Source organism: Protofrankia sp. Cas4 (genome assembly GCF_963555915.1).
Lineage (GTDB): Bacteria > Actinomycetota > Actinomycetes > Frankiales > Frankiaceae > Protofrankia.
This window is the reverse complement of sequence record NZ_CAUVXL010000113.1, coordinates 33,748-48,029: the sequence shown is the minus strand read 5'-3', so window position 1 is coordinate 48,029 and position 14,282 is coordinate 33,748. Positions and strand designations below refer to the sequence as shown.

14 protein-coding genes are annotated in these 14,282 nt (G+C 68.5%); 9 read left to right on the top strand and 5 right to left on the bottom strand.

The genetic code is table 11. The annotated features are described in order from the left end of the window. The first annotated feature begins 231 nt into the window (after nt 1-231). The gene (locus U9979_RS10565; protein ID WP_322779232.1) at nt 232-1,488 is read left to right on the top strand and encodes a cytochrome P450; all 1,257 of its coding nucleotides are present in this window, start codon (nt 232-234) and stop codon (nt 1,486-1,488) included. Nucleotides 1,489-1,505: 17 nt separating this feature from the next. Here the strand turns inward: U9979_RS10565 and U9979_RS10560 are convergent, their stop codons facing one another. Continuing rightward, a complete protein-coding gene (locus U9979_RS10560; protein WP_322779231.1) occupies nt 1,506-3,056 on the bottom strand; it encodes an FAD-dependent oxidoreductase in 1,551 nt (516 codons plus the stop codon). A 380-nt stretch (nt 3,057-3,436) separates the two neighbouring features. On the opposite strand from U9979_RS10560, the gene U9979_RS10555 reads away from it, so the two are divergent. Next, on the top strand, nt 3,437-4,684 hold the full coding sequence (locus U9979_RS10555) for a cytochrome P450 (RefSeq protein ID WP_322779230.1): 1,248 nt from the start codon (nt 3,437-3,439) through the stop codon (nt 4,682-4,684). A 101-nt stretch (nt 4,685-4,785) separates the two neighbouring features. Here U9979_RS10555 and U9979_RS10550 read toward each other — a convergent pair whose 3' ends face one another. Continuing rightward, nucleotides 4,786-5,358 carry a YceI family protein gene (locus U9979_RS10550; RefSeq protein WP_322749930.1) on the bottom strand — a complete coding sequence of 191 codons (573 nt, stop codon included), beginning with the start codon at nt 5,356-5,358 and terminating at the stop codon, nt 4,786-4,788. A gap of 346 nt (nt 5,359-5,704) precedes the next feature. Between U9979_RS10550 and U9979_RS10545 the strand changes: the two genes are divergently transcribed. Continuing rightward, the gene (locus U9979_RS10545) at nt 5,705-6,541 is read left to right on the top strand and encodes an SDR family oxidoreductase (protein WP_322749932.1); all 837 of its coding nucleotides are present in this window, start codon (nt 5,705-5,707) and stop codon (nt 6,539-6,541) included. Nucleotides 6,542-6,572: 31 nt separating this feature from the next. Here the strand turns inward: U9979_RS10545 and U9979_RS10540 are convergent, their stop codons facing one another. Further along, nucleotides 6,573-7,001: a PGPGW domain-containing protein gene (locus U9979_RS10540; protein ID WP_322749933.1), complete on the bottom strand. Its 429-nt coding sequence runs from the start codon at nt 6,999-7,001 to the stop codon at nt 6,573-6,575. A gap of 231 nt (nt 7,002-7,232) precedes the next feature. Here U9979_RS10540 and nhaA point away from each other — a divergent pair, with 231 nt between their 5' ends. Continuing rightward, nucleotides 7,233-8,468: a Na+/H+ antiporter NhaA gene (nhaA, locus tag U9979_RS10535; protein ID WP_322779229.1), complete on the top strand. Its 1,236-nt coding sequence runs from the start codon at nt 7,233-7,235 to the stop codon at nt 8,466-8,468. A 55-nt stretch (nt 8,469-8,523) separates the two neighbouring features. Continuing rightward, complete coding sequence (fabI, locus tag U9979_RS10530) at nt 8,524-9,297, top strand: enoyl-ACP reductase FabI (protein ID WP_322779228.1); 774 nt, start codon at nt 8,524-8,526, stop codon at nt 9,295-9,297. Between the two features lie 143 nt (nt 9,298-9,440). Here fabI and U9979_RS10525 read toward each other — a convergent pair whose 3' ends face one another. Then, a complete protein-coding gene (locus U9979_RS10525; RefSeq protein ID WP_322749936.1) occupies nt 9,441-10,199 on the bottom strand; it encodes an SDR family NAD(P)-dependent oxidoreductase in 759 nt (252 codons plus the stop codon). 90 nt (nt 10,200-10,289) lie between these two features. On the opposite strand from U9979_RS10525, the gene U9979_RS10520 reads away from it, so the two are divergent. Then, nucleotides 10,290-11,072: an SDR family NAD(P)-dependent oxidoreductase gene (locus U9979_RS10520; protein WP_322779227.1), complete on the top strand. Its 783-nt coding sequence runs from the start codon at nt 10,290-10,292 to the stop codon at nt 11,070-11,072. Here the strand turns inward: U9979_RS10520 and U9979_RS10515 are convergent. Next, nucleotides 11,057-11,440: a DUF167 domain-containing protein gene (locus U9979_RS10515; RefSeq protein WP_322779226.1), complete on the bottom strand. Its 384-nt coding sequence runs from the start codon at nt 11,438-11,440 to the stop codon at nt 11,057-11,059. The genes U9979_RS10520 and U9979_RS10515 overlap by 16 nt on opposite strands. 99 nt (nt 11,441-11,539) lie before the next feature. Here U9979_RS10515 and fabG point away from each other — a divergent pair, with 99 nt between their 5' ends. The 3 genes from fabG (at nt 11,540) to U9979_RS10500 (ending at nt 14,228) form a co-directional block, all read left to right on the top strand. Continuing rightward, nucleotides 11,540-12,256 carry a 3-oxoacyl-ACP reductase FabG gene (gene fabG / locus U9979_RS10510; RefSeq protein ID WP_322749939.1) on the top strand — a complete coding sequence of 239 codons (717 nt, stop codon included), beginning with the start codon at nt 11,540-11,542 and terminating at the stop codon, nt 12,254-12,256. Nucleotides 12,257-12,359: 103 nt separating this feature from the next. Then, on the top strand, nt 12,360-13,523 hold the full coding sequence (locus tag U9979_RS10505) for a ferrochelatase (protein ID WP_322779233.1): 1,164 nt from the start codon (nt 12,360-12,362) through the stop codon (nt 13,521-13,523). Nucleotides 13,524-13,697: 174 nt separating this feature from the next. Then, on the top strand, nt 13,698-14,228 hold the full coding sequence (locus tag U9979_RS10500; RefSeq protein WP_322749940.1) for a DUF3090 family protein: 531 nt from the start codon (nt 13,698-13,700) through the stop codon (nt 14,226-14,228). Nucleotides 14,229-14,282 lie beyond the last annotated feature (54 nt).

Below are 14,282 nucleotides of genomic sequence, written 5' to 3'. Positions count from 1 at the left end.
TGGTCCGCACCAACCTGCTTCGGGAGTGGGTGACCGGTGTGCAGGGCGCGCTGTGCGATTCCTGCCGTCCTGCATTCAGCGGCGATTCATCCGAGAGCAACGTCGTCCGGCGAGTGTTTGTCTGACAGCCAGTCGCCAATCGCACGGCTGAATTAGGGCGGCATGGCCGAACTGCGACGGCCCGGCATGCGCCGTCGCATACCGGATGATCGTGCGAAGGAAGGGCTGGTCGTGAACTCTGCCTCGACATCGAGTGTGGTCGCTCCCGCCATACCGCCGGCTTTCGGTGCGTTCGACCCGGCACCGGAACGGCGCGCCGATCCTTACCCGAGCTACCGCGCCCTGCGCGAGGCCGATCCGTTCTACCGCCTGCCGTTGGGTGCGCAGCAGGTCACGATCCTCACGCGCTACCAGGACTGTGTGACCGTTCTCCAGGGCGCGGAGTGGGGCCGCAGCGAAGAAGGAACCAATGCGTGGCGCCCGAGTGACGCGCTCGACGGCGGGCTCCGGTCGTTTCTGCGGATGAATCCGCCCAATCACACCCGGCTGCGCGGACTGGTCAGCAAGGCTTTCACTCCCCGAGTCATTTCCGGTCTGCGGCCCCGGATCACCGCACTCGTCGACTCCCTGGTCGACGCCGCGCAGGCCGCGGGCGAGGTGGATCTGATCGACGTGTTCGCCCGCCCGCTCCCGCTGCGCCTTATCTGCGAACTGCTGGGCGTGCCCGCGCGGGACGAGGAGACGTTCCGGGGCTGGGCGGCCGCGCTGACCCGTGGGCTCGATCCGGACCATCTACTTACACCCGCCGAACTGGCCCAGCGCGTCGACGCCACCCGTGAGTTCGACGCCTATTTCACGGATCTGATCACGGACCGGCGGAACCGGCCTACGGATGATCTGCTCAGCAACCTGGTGGCGGTGCGCGAACAGGGTGACCGGCTGACCGAGGCCGAACTGCTGGAACTCTGTGCGTTGCTGCTGGTCGCCGGGTACGAGACCACGGTCAATCTGATCGGCAACGCGGTTCTGGCACTGGTGCGTAATCCCGACCAGCTCGCGACCGTGCACGCTGATCTCGACCTGGTACCTGCGGTTATCGACGAGACGCTGCGCTACGACCCACCCATACAGTTCATCGGACGCTTTGCGCTACAGGATACCGAGGTGTCCGGGCGTGCCTTCAGATCAGGCGATGTCGTCGTCACCCTGTTGGCCGCCGCCCAACGGGACCCCGACGCCTTCGGGGATCCGGAGCGGTTCGACATCACCCGCTACGGCGGGCCGGCCCCGGCCCTTCGGCACCTCGGTTTCGGCCTGGGCATCCACTACTGTCTCGGCGCGCCGCTCGCCCGCCTTGAGACAGAGATCGCTCTGCGGGCGCTCATCCGCCGCGCTCCGCGCCTCGCTCTGAGCACAGACCAACTCGCCTACCGGGCACACCTGGTCGTGCGTGGCCTCCAGACCCTCCCCGTCCGGCTGGCGCCCTGACGGCGACGAAACCGCGGTCAAGCCCGGGTGGCGGGTGGCAGCTGCCCAGGTAGGGACGGACGTGCCCGACCGGACCGGACGACGCCCGCCACCACAGCGGGCCGCAGCAGCGCGGTGGGAGCCTCCACGAGGTTCAGCACATTCATCAGCGCGCCGGCCACCGTGGCATCGTGATGTGCGGCGATCTGTACCCGCTCGCCGTATGCCCCGACCAGCCGGCCGCGTAGGCTGCGTCGCCCCTGCACGCCGGGATAGCGAAGGTCTGCGCCGGTTGCCATCTCCCATGCGGCGTCCACGAGGCGGCCGGCCTGCCGGTAGAAGCGCGCGGGCAGATCCGGGCCACCGGCCTCCAGACAGGTCCGCAGGGCCAGCGCCTGCTGGGCCGCCACCGTCATCCCCTGGGCGTAGAGCGGATTGAAGCTGCAGATCGCGTCGCCGATGGCGAGGAACCCGACGGGCGGGTTCGTCAGACGCTCGTAGCGTCGACGCAGCGAACCGGAGAAGCGGTGGGGGATCGGGTCACTGAGCGCTTCCGCCGAAGCGACCAGGTCGTGGATGTCGGGAACGGGCAGCGTCCGGGCGAACGCCTCGAAACCGTCGGGGTCCGTCGGCGGATGGTCGCCGAGCATCCCGGCAAGCGTTATCTGCCAACGCTCGCCCTCGAGCGCTACAGCTCCGCCGCCACGGAACCCGGGCATCGTCGAAATGATGATCGAGCGGTGACCGTCAAGGTCGTCGGGCTTACGGCGGTAGAACCGCGACGCATAGCCGAGGTCCACGTCGACCCGCTGCTCCGACGGCCGGGGCAGGCCGAGGGCGGCGAGCCAGTCCGGGCCGCGGGAACCGCGTCCGGTCGCGTCGACGACGAGGTCCGCACCGACGAACTCCGCACCGACGAACTCCGCCCGCTCGCCGGCCGCCGGCCCCGGGCCCGAGCCCGGCCCGGGGCCATCCGAAACGGTTCGGGCCGATCGCAGGACCCGCACGCCGATGATGTGCCCGGGAGCGCCGGGAGCTGCGACAAGCTCGGTCGCGGCTGCCCGCTGGATGAACTCCACCCCCGCGGTCCCGCGCAGACTCGTCCGGATGACGGCTTCCAGCAGCGGTCTGCTGGCGAGTATCGAGATCAGCCCGGTCTCGGTCGGGTGGACCCGCAGCCCCCGTAGGTACCAGCGGGAACCGACCAGCGTCTCGATCGTGGGAGCACCCCTCGCGCCGAGTTCGGCGGTCAGTCCGGGAAACAGTTCCTCCATGATCTGACGGCCACGGTCGAGGAGGCCGTGCAGGTGGCGACCCTGGGGCACGCCGCGACGCGGGTCTGCCTCGGGGTCGGCATCGGGGTCGGCATCGGGGTCGGCAAGGACGTCCCGCTCGAACACGGTGACCCGGTCGAAGGTTGCCGCGAGCACCCGGGCGGCGAGCAGCCCGGCGATGCCGGCGCCCAGGACGACCGCGTGGCCACGGCCGTCGGCGGTCTGGGGAACCAGCGCGGGCCGGCTCCGAAACGGATCATCAGTGTCGGACGTGAATTCCTGCTTCGGCTTCCGGACTGTCCCACCGTGTACCATCACGCCTCCGTGGCCGTCCTGTGTTCGCCACCGACAGGTGGTCCACCGCCAGCATGGTCGGGTCATCTCGAATCTTATTCTCGTCTGTTTGGCCGGCTTTTTAATTATTGAGCCATCCGATAGATCCATTCATGGACGCAATGATGCGACGGGATGTGGCGTGGCCGGTCGGACGAAAACCCGTCGGGATCTTGCCTCGGTATGTCAATGAACCGTTCACCGTGGCGCCAGTCGGATCTGCTGGTATAGCTTTTTACCGGACGATCTGACACGTTCGGCGATTTCTGTTCCCGACGTGGGCGTCAGCGTATCCGCCGGTGCGCTCGACGCTGACGACCGGTGACCGGAGAAGCGTCGAAGAATCGTGAGAGGGAGCCGAAATGGACGTGGCAACCAGCCCGGCGAACACGCGGACCGACATGGTCGTACCGCCCCTGTTGGGCGAGCTGTTCGATCCGGCGAACCGCGCCGATCCGTACTCCCGATACGAGGAGCTACGAGCCGCCGGACCACTCCACATGTCAGCCATCGGGTTGCACCTGGCAACCCGTTACACAGACTGCGTCAAGATCCTGCAGAGTGCGGACTGGGGGCACGACAAGGAAGCCGAGCAACTGCACCCCACCATCCCGGCAGCGGCCTTCCCCGACACGTTCCTGTGGATGGAGCCACCCGACCACACTCGGCTACGCGGCCTGGTCACCAAGGGATTCACCGCGCGGCGGGTGGCCGAGCTCCGGCCGCGCATCACCGAACTGGTGGACAGCCTTTTTGACGCCGCGCTGGACGCCGGCGAGTTCGATCTGATCGAGATGATGGCCTACCCGCTGCCGCTCACCATGATCTGCGAGATTCTGGGCGTGCCCGCCGAGGATCATCCACTCGTGCAGAAGTGGTCGCAGGCGCTCTCGCGCGCGTTCGATCCCGACGTCTACATGACGGCCGAGGCGCTGGCCGCCCGCAACACGGCGCTGCCGGAGTTCGCCGCATACTTCCGTCAACTTGTTGACGAACGGCGGCGCAGCCCCGGCGACGACCTGATCAGTTCCCTGGCCGCGGTGGAGGACCAGGGCGACAGGCTCACCGCGGAGGAAGTTCTCGGCACCTGCATCACCCTGATCATCGCGGGTCACGAGACGACCGTGAACCTGGTCGGCAACGGTGCCCTTGCCCTGTTGCGCAACCCCGACCAGCTCGATCTGTTGGGCACGAGGCCGGAGCTGATACCCAGGGCCGTGGACGAGCTGCTCCGTTACGACTCGCCCATTCACATGAACACCCGTGCCGCCAAGCGGGAGCTCGTGATCGGTGGGCGGACCTTCGCTCCCGGGGAAGGCGTGGTCGCTCTGATCGCCTGCGCGAACCGTGACCCTGACGCCTACGACGAACCAGACCGGCTCGACGTCACCCGATTCTACGGCGAACGCCCGGTCTCGCGTCATTTGTCCTTCAGTCTCGGCCACCACTACTGCCTGGGCGCGCCACTCGCCCTGCTGGAGATGGAGATCTTCCTCGACGCGCTGGTGAGTCGGGTCAGATCCACCGAGCTGCTCAGCGCCACCCCTCCGTACAAGCCGAACATCCTCATCCGCGGTCTGGCGGGTCTGCCCGTCCGATTCCAGGCCTAAGCCCGGCGTGCCGGAGACCTCGGGGGCGGGTTACGGCCACCGGCCTCAGGGTCTCCAGCTACGCGAAAACCACCGGCAGCGTCGCTTTGGCCTCGACCAGGTCAGGCTGCCGTTCTGGTGGTCTCCAGGACGGCTTCGACGTCGACGGTGACGTCGATCATGTCGCTGACGACGACGCCGCCACGGTCGACCACGTCGTTCCAGCTCACGCCGAAGTCGTGCCGGTTGATACGGGTCGCGGCGACGAAACCCGCACGTCGCCGTGGCCCGAGGTTCTGGCCGTTCTCCCACCAGGGCGTATCCCACTGGCCCAGATATGTCACGGCCAGAGTCACCGGGCGGGTGGTCCCACGGATGGTCAGCTCCCCGGTGACGTCGAACTCCGTCGCGCTCACCTGGGTCACCCGCGTTCCCGTGAACGTCCATGTCGGATGGTGGTCCACGTCGAAGAAGTCGGCACTGCGCAGGTGGGCGTCCCGGTTGGGTTCGCCGGTGTACACCCCGGTCGCGTCCAGCGTCGCCTCGATGCGTGCGTTCTCGGGTTCGTCCGGGTCGACCTCTATGGACCCGCGAATGTTCTTGATCTGCCCTCGCACGTAGGTGACCATCATGTGCCTGGCCGTGAACTGCGCGCCGGTGTGACCGGGTTCGAAGAACCAGCTCGTCGCCGCCACTGTTTGTTCCTTCCCTCGGAGATGTCGGCCACACGACCGGCACGGCCGCCAGGAGTCACCCCGACCACGTCGACCACGTCGTGTAGCCGTCCTACCCACGGCTGGCGGTGACGGCACCATCACCAGGCGTGTGGTTTCGGGTGGACGGGTCGTGTTGGCCGCCTGTCGGCGGGTAGCGCTGCGTTCACTCGTAATGATGTTGCTTATCGGCCGGTATCCTGAACTGTCGGTGGATCGGTGCATAGATCGCCGACATCGCCCGATGATCGTCTGATCTCTGTGTGCGCAGCCGCCAGGGCCGGCCTTCGCGGTAGACGGAGGTATCGATCATGATTGGATCGGTCACATGAAGGATCTTGTCGGGCAAACGTTCCTGGTGACCGGCGCCAACACCGGGATTGGTCTGGCTACGGCCTGTGATCTTGCTCTGCGTGGCGGGCGGCTGTACATCGCCTGCCGATCGGAGGCCAAGGGGCGAGCCGTCGTTGACGACATCGTGCGGACGACCGGGAACGAGGCCGTCGCCTTCCTTTCCCTGGACCTTGCCGACCTGGCGTCCGTGCGTCGGTGCGCCGAGGACTTCCTCGCTCTGGGTCAGCCGCTGCACGGGCTCATCAACAACGCCGGTGTCGCTGGGCATCAGGGCATCACCCGGGATGGCTTCGAGCTGGCTTTCGGGGTCAACCACCTCGGCCATTTCCTGCTCACCACCGCCGTGCTCGACTGCCTGGTGGCTAGTGCGCCTGCTCGCGTTGTCACCGTCTCCAGCGACGGGCATTACCGGGCCAAGGGAATTGACTTCACAATGCTACGCAAACCCACGCACAGCATCACCGGATTTCCCGAATATGCGGTGTCCAAGTTGTGCAACGTACTGTTCACCCAGGAGCTCGGCCGTCGGCTGGCCGGTCGTGGTGTCACGACATACGCCGTGAACCCCGGCGCGGTGGCGTCCGACATCTGGCGGCGGGTGCCCTGGCCGATCCGGCCGCTGATCAAAATGCCGATGCGCTCCACCGAGGACGGCGCCCGCACATCGGTCTACTGCGCCACGGCCCCGGAGCTGGCGGGCGTGACCGGCCGTTTCTACGACAACTGCCGCGAACGGCAACCGAGCCGGGTCGTCAGCGAGGAGCTCGCCCGGCTGTTGTGGGAACACAGCGAAACCTGGACGGCGGCCTAACCCCGCGTACAGCTACCGGCGCGCAGCGGCGTCAGTCGCGGGTCGGTCGGCCGGCGTCGCGTACCGGTCGGGCCTGCCACAGGCTGACCAGCATCGTGATCAGGATCACCAGGCCGCCGAAGATGAGGCTGCCGCCCGTCCACGGAGAGGAGAAAGGCAGCGCTTCCACGACAATCCACGCGACGCCGGCGGCAACCATGGCCAGCCCGAAGACGATCGTGAAAACGGATGACCACACCGCCGCCGCGGCCTGGTCAGCAAGGTCGGCGGCCTTCTGCCGCGCCCGTTCGAACCGTCGCCGGGCCCATGGGTACTCCAGACTCAGGATGAAGAACCCCAGCGCGACGATGAGGAATCCCGGGCCGGGCAGGGCGAGCAGCGCAACCCCCACCCCGAGCACGCCCACTCCGAGCACGGTCACCACGATCCGGCGGACCAGGCGGGCACTCCTGTTGAGCACCGCGGAACCGCCTTTCCGCGGGACGTCATGCGGGACCGGTTGACCAGACGCCGCCGTGTCCGCTGCGTGTCCATCGGCCGAGTGCCACCTGCGGTGGGACATTGTTGCCACGGTACCCAGAGTTGCCACGGTACCCAGCGAACGGAGCGTGCGATCGTTGGCCGTGGCCGTGGCCGTGGCCGTGGCCGTGGCCGTGGCCGCCCTGGGCGGGCCGTTCCCGGAAGGAAACCGGTGGCACGCAGGCGAGTGACCACACATTCCCGCGTCCCCCAGGTTCTGTCGAGCCGTGGGGAGTTCGCCGAGTTCCTCCGCCAGGAGACCACCGGTGGCTTCCTGCTGCTGGGAGCCACCCTGATCGCCCTGGTGTGGGCAAACGTCGCCGGTGGCACGTACCGGGAGGTCTGGGATGCGCAGCTGGGCTTCGGCCCGTCCTGGTTGCATCTGAACCATCTGAGCGCCGGGGCGCTGGTGGCCGACGGCCTGCTCGCGGTGTTCTTCTTCGTCGCGGGCCTTGAGCTCAAGCGGGAACTCGTCGTCGGGGAGCTCTCGGACGCTCGCGCCGCTGTCCTGCCGGTCGTCGCGGCGCTCGGCGGCATGGTCGCCCCGGCTCTGGTGTTCCTGGCGGTCGCCCGGGGCGCGCCGGGGGCGTCTAACGGCTGGGCGATCCCGGTGGCCACCGACATCGCCTTCGCACTCGGTGTGCTGGCCCTGGCCGGGACGAACCTGCCCACCTCGATGCGGGTGCTGTTGCTGAGCCTGGCGGTCGTCGACGACATCGGCGCCATCATCCTGATAGCTGTTCTGTTCACCAGCGGGCTCGAACCGGTCTGGCTGGGCGCGGCCGTGCTTCTGCTGGCCGGCTATGCGTTCGCTCAGCGGCGACGGTGGACCTCGCCGCTGCTCTACATCCCACTGGCTCTGGGTGTGTGGATATGCGTACACGCTTGCGGGATACACGCGACCGTCGCCGGTATCGCCCTGGCGCTGCTCACCCGGGTGCACGCCGACCCCGGTGAGGGCCTCTCACCCGCCGTGCGCCTTGAGCACAGACTGCATCCGCTCTCGGCCGGACTGGTCGTGCCGCTGTTCGCGCTCGCCGAGGCCGGGGTGCCGATCACGGTGACGGCGCTGCGTGCCGTGTTCGAGGACCCTGTGTCCCAGGGCATCATCGCCGGGCTCGTCGTTGGCAAGGTGATCGGTGTTCTCGGCGGTGTGTGGCTCGCGGTGCGGGTCGGCGCGGCGCGGCTGCTCGTCGGGCTCGGCTGGCGCGGGGTGACCCCGATCGGTGTGCTGGCCGGTATCGGGTTCACCGTCAGCCTGCTGATGTCACGGCTTGCCCTCGACGACTTCGGCGCCCAGCAGCGGGCCGCCACCGCGGTGCTCGTCGCGTCCGTGGCGGCCAGTGTCCTCGCAATGATCGTTATGAGGCTTGTCGGTCGTGCGAAACCCACCGTCCGCGGCGGGTGAATTTGTCGGTGCGGCGTCTCGCCAGCAGCTGGTGATGTTTGGCAGGATGCCGGCTGTGAGTGGACTCCTTGCAGGTAAGCGCATCCTCGTCACCGGCGTCCTGACGGACGCGTCCATCGCGTTCGGGGTCGCCCGGATCGCCCAGGAACAGGGCGCGACGGTGGTGCTGACCGGATTTGGCCGCGGGCTGTCGCTGACCCGCCGGATCGCCAAGCGGCTCCCCGACGAGGCTCCCGTCATCGAGTTGGACGTGACCGACGAAGAGCACCTGAGCGCATTGGCCGACCGGATCCTTGAGCACACCGACGGGTTGGACGGTGTCCTGCACGCGGTTGGCTTCGCGCCCGAATCCGTGCTGGGCGGCAAGCCGTTCGTGGAGGCACCCTGGGCCGATGTCGCCACCGCCGTGCAGGTCTCGACCTGGTCGCTGGCCTCCCTGTGCCGGGCGACCCTGCCGTTGTTCGGTGAGCGGGTTTCGGTCGTCGGGCTCGACTTCGACGCGGCTGTGGCCTGGCCGTCCTATGACTGGATGGGTGTGGCCAAGGCCGGGCTGGAGTCCGCGACCCGCTATCTCGCTCGTGATCTCGGACCTCGGGGCGTCCGGGTCAACCTGGTTGCGGCGGGGCCGCTGCGCACGATGGCAGCCAAGAGCATCCCCGGCTTCGAGCGGTTCGAGGCTGTCTGGGACGAGCGCGCGCCGCTCGGCTGGAACATCCATGACACCGGCCCCGCGGCCCAGGCCTGCGTGGCGCTGCTGTCGGACTGGTTCCCCGCCACCACCGGAGAGATCATTCATGTGGACGGCGGTGTGCACGCGATCGGTACGTGATCGGCACGTGATCCGTAGGCGGATCCATACGTGATCGGTACGTGCGGCCTCGCGGTGGTCGTCCGCCGGGAACCGGCTGGCGGACGACCCGGCTGGCGGACGACCCGGCTGGCGGACGACCCGGCTGGCGGGACGCGGCTCGGTCAGCGCAGGAACGCCTGGCCGCCGTCGAGCGCGATCGTCGTACCGGTCATGTAGCTGGCGGCGTCGCTGCACAGAAAGGCGACCACGTCCCCGATGTCGTGGCGCGGGTCGCCCAGCCGGCCCAGCGGGATGTTGCTCAGACTCCGGGCGTACTCCTCGGGTTGCGCCTGCGCCCACGCATCCGCGGCGGGGCTGGTGGACGCGGGCAGCACGGTCAGAACCCGGATTCCGTCCTTGCCCCACTCCGCGGCAGCCACCCGGCCTAGCGTCTGGGTCGCGGCCTTGACCGACGCGTAGACACCCCGGCCGACCGGCATCGGATTCACCGAGGTCGAGCTGCCCAGGTTGATCACAACGCCGCCGTTACGCAGATACGGATAGGACGCGCGCATCAGCCGGAAGGTGGCGAGCGTCCCGGATTCCCAGCATGCCTGGAGAACGGACTCCTCGACGTCGAGGATGGAGCCGAGCGCGGTCTGCTGGGCGTTGTTGACGAGAATGTCCAGACCGCCGAGCCCGTCGACCGTCGCGGTCACGCTCCTGGCGATGTCCTCGGGCCGGGTCACGTCGGCGGGGATGGTCAGCGCCCGGCCGCCGAGCTCATGGACCTCCTTGGCGACCTCGATCAGTTTTGACTCGGTCCGCCCGACGAGGGCGACAGCCGCGCCCTGCGCGGCGACGGCCAGGGCGATGCCACGGCCGACCCCCTGCCCGGCGCCGGTGATCAGGGCCTTGCGGCCGACGAGCGTCCCCGCCATCGCCGTTCTCCATTCCATGTCGAGTTTGTTTTGTTAGATTTAACTTATCTGCCTGCTTGATGATGCGTCGACCATTCGGAGGTGGACTGCTTGACCGGCAGTCTGGACAACCGCTTAGCGATCGTCACCGGCGCCGGATCGGGTATCGGACGGGCGACCGCGCGCCTGCTCGCCGCCCACGGCGCTCATGTGGTGGTCAATGATCTTGTGCCCGAGCGGGCGAAGGAAACGGTCGCTCAGGTGAGTTCCGAGGGCGGTAGCGCCGAGGAGTACGCCGGTGACGTCACCCTGTCGGCGTTTGTCGACCAGCTCGTCGCCGATGTCGTGGCTACCTGGGGACGGCTCGACATCCTGCACAGTAACGCCGGTGCCGGGCTGGCTCAGGGGCCGCTGGTATCCATCGAGGACGACGGTTGGCAGGCGGACCTCGCGCTCAACCTCGGCGCCAGCTTCTTCTTTTTGCGTGCGGCGCTGCGGGCCATGGTTCCCGCCGGCCGGGGTTCGATCATCTGCACGGCATCCACCGCGGGTCTGGCTGCCGTTCCCGGCGTCGCCCCGTACGGGTCCGCCAAGGCGGGGCTCCTGCAGCTGGTCCGTTCGGCCGCCGTCGAGTACGGGCCGAAGGGGATCCGGGTGAACGCCGTCGTACCGGGATCCGTCGCAAGCGCGAGGTTCACCTCGCGGGTCGGAGGCGAGGAGCGACTCGCCGCCTACGAGCGGCAGATCCCGCTCGGCCGTACGGTGACCGCGCATGACGTCGCCGAAGCGGTGCTCTGGTTGGCATCGGACGCCTCGGCGTGTGTCACCGGTATCGCGTTGCGGGTCGATGGCGGGATGGGTGCGATGCTTGCTCAGCCCTACCTCGGGGACTGATCCTTCCGGGAACTGGTGCGCGTGCGGACTGATGCGCCTGGTCGGTCCGGCGGCCTGTCGGGCCCGACGCCGAGCTCGGCGAGTCGGCCGCGTAGTTCGGGCTCGGGTAGCCCGCCGATTTCGACGATCTTCATGCGGCTTGTGGCGCCTGTGACCAGCACGACCTCGCGGCGGCGTACACCAAAGGCGGTCGCGAGCGCCCGCAGCGCAGCTTCGGTTGCCCGGCCGTCCACAGCGGGGGCGGTGACGTGGACGATCAGCGCCAGCCCACCACCGGCGCCGACGGGCTCACCAGCGGTCGCGAGTTCCTGGAAACCGCCGACCGAGGTCCGGGCCGATCCGGGGCGAACTTTGATGGTCAGGCGCACTGCCGCATCGTCTCGCGAAGCAGCCATCATGGCGGGGGTTCGGTGTGTCGCGGACGGTGAGACCACTGGTTGCGCCATCTGACGGTTACCATCCGACCTATGGCGGAGGCTCAGGGGCGTGTGGCACTTGTAACTGGGGGTAATCGAGGGATCGGCGCCGCGTGTGCGGCGGCGCTGGCCGCGGCGGGCGACCGGGTGGCCGTGGCGAGCCGCGGGGGAGGCGCCCCCGACGGGATGTTCGGGGTCCGGCTCGACGTCACCAGCACGGAGGGGGTCGACAAGGCGTTCGCCGCAGTCGAAGCCGAGCTCGGGCCGGTGGAGGTGCTGGTGTCCAACGCCGGGATCACCCGGGACACCCTCCTGTTGACCATGAGCGAGGACGTGTTCCAGGAGGTCGTCGACACCAACCTGCTCGGCGCGTATCGGGTGGCCAAACGGGCCGCCCGGCCGATGCTGCGGATGCGGCGCGGACGTCTGATCTTCATTTCGTCGGTGTCGGCGACCAGCGGTGCCGCCGGGCAGGCGAACTACGCCGCGTCCAAGGCCGGCCTGATCGGCTTGGCCCGTTCGCTGGCCCGTGAGCTCGCACCGCGCGGCATCACCGCGAACATCGTGGCGCCCGGCCCGATCCGCACGGACATGACCGACGCACTCACCGACGCCCAGCGCGACAACCTCGTCTCTCAGGTGCCGGCCCGGCGTATGGGTGCGCCTGAGGATGTGGCCGCACTCGTGGCGTTCCTGGCCTCGCCGGCGGCGTCCTACATCACCGGGGCGCTGATCCCGGTCGACGGCGGGCTCGGAATGGGGCATTAGGAGGGTCGTCAGCGCCTACAGCCGACCCCCCGGGATGCGGTGCGCACCGTGCGCGGGGGACGATCGAGGCGTGTCGGACGCCAGGAGGACTACAGCTGATCATATCGGAACCGACCCTGGGCCGGCTGCTCCGGTCGGGGTCGACGCGTTGCTGCTGGTCTCCTTCGGCGGCCCGCAGGCGCCTGAGGACGTCATGCCGTTCCTGCGCACCGTCACCCGCGGGCGCGGCATCCCAGATCAACGGTTGGGCGAGGTTGCCGAGCACTATCACCGCTTCGGCGGCCGCAGCCCGATCAACGACCAGAACCGCGCCTTACTGGCCGCGCTGAAAGCCGAACTCGCACCGTTGCCCGTGTACTGGGGCAATCGCAACTGGTCGCCGTTTCTCGCCGACACCCTCGCGGAGATGCGCCGCGACGGCATCGGGCGGGCGGCCTGCTTTGTCACGTCCGTCTTCGCCTCCTATTCCGGTTGCCGCCAGTACCGCGAAAATCTCGCGGACGCGCGGGCCACGGTCGGTTCGGGCGTACCGGAACTGATCAAGATGAGGCACTACTTCGACCATCCCGGCTTTGTCCTGCCCATGGTCGACCATGTGGTCGACGCGTTGGCAACGGTTCCGGCGTCCTCGTCGGACAGCACGCGATTGGTCTTCGTCGCCCACTCGATCCCCACTGCGCAGGCCGAAACCAGCGGCCCGGGCGGTGACGCCTACCCCCGGCAGTTCGCGGCCGCGGCCCGTGCGGTCGCCGACCGGGTCGCATCCCGGACCGGGCGCCGCCACCGTTACGACCTCGCCTATGTCAGCCGCAGCGGGCCGCCGGACGTCCCCTGGCTCGTCCCGGACATCGGTGACCATCTCGCGGCGCTCGGCGCCACTGGTACCATGACCGCGGTTGTGGTGGTACCGATTGGTTTTGTCAGTGACCACATGGAGGTCGTTTACGATCTCGATGTGGAGGCGGCCGCGCGGGCCGGTACAGCAGGTCTGACGTTTCGCCGGGCGGCAACGGTGGGGACCGACCGCCGTTTTGTTGCGATGGTCCGCGAACTGCTGGACGAGCGCAGGCACGGCGACGTGCCGCGACGGGCACTCAGTGAGTTGGGGCCGAGCCACGACGTGTGTCCGCTGTGGTGTTGCGCCGGGCGGGCTCGCCGTCCGGCCGCTGCCGGCACCCCGGCGGATGAGGAGCCTACCCGCAACGCCACCGCCAGTCTGGACATCACTGACGTTGCCAGGGAGGAACCCCGGGGGATACGACGTTGACTGACGTAGGAACGCAGGCGTGGGCAAGAGGCCGTAGGGGAGTCAGGGGCCAAAGGGTGCGCGATCGTGGTTTTTCGCGCAGCCGGAGGCCGTAGGGGAGTCAGGGGCCAAAGGGTGCGCGATCGTGGTTTTTCGCGCAGCCGGAGGCCGTAGGGGAGTCTAGGGAGGGACGAGGTGTACCAGCAGCAGCGGCACGTGTTCGATTCGCCAGACCGTTTCGTGGTCGGAACCGTCGGTCAGCCCGGCGAACGTGACTTCTACCTTCAGGCCAGCGCGCAAGGGCAGGTTGTCACCGTCGGCCTGGAGAAGATCGAGGTCAACGCGCTCACCGAAGGGCTGACAACGCTCCTCGGTCAGCTTAGCCGCACCGGGGGCGTGGCCGTACCCGAGGCGCGGGATGTCTTCGTTGACCTTGCGCCGCTGGATGCCCCCTTCGAGGAGGACTTCCACCTCGGCAAGCTCACGGTGTCCTGGGACGGTAAGCGGGTGCTGGTCGAGGCCGCGGGCCGGGCTCGTGGCGGGGTGGCGGCCGGGGGCCCCGATGACGAGACCTCGCTCGACACCCTCCAGGTCTCCCTGTCCCTCGACCAGACCAAGGCGTTCGTGGAGCGGGCGCGCAGCATCGTCGCCGCCGGTAGACCTCCGTGCGTGCTGTGCGGACGTCCGGATGGTCCGACCGGGCACTTCTGCCCCCGTCTCAACTGACCCTGTGCCACCGCGGATCGTCATTGCCTGAGTCCGTCCCGACAGTGCGGTAGG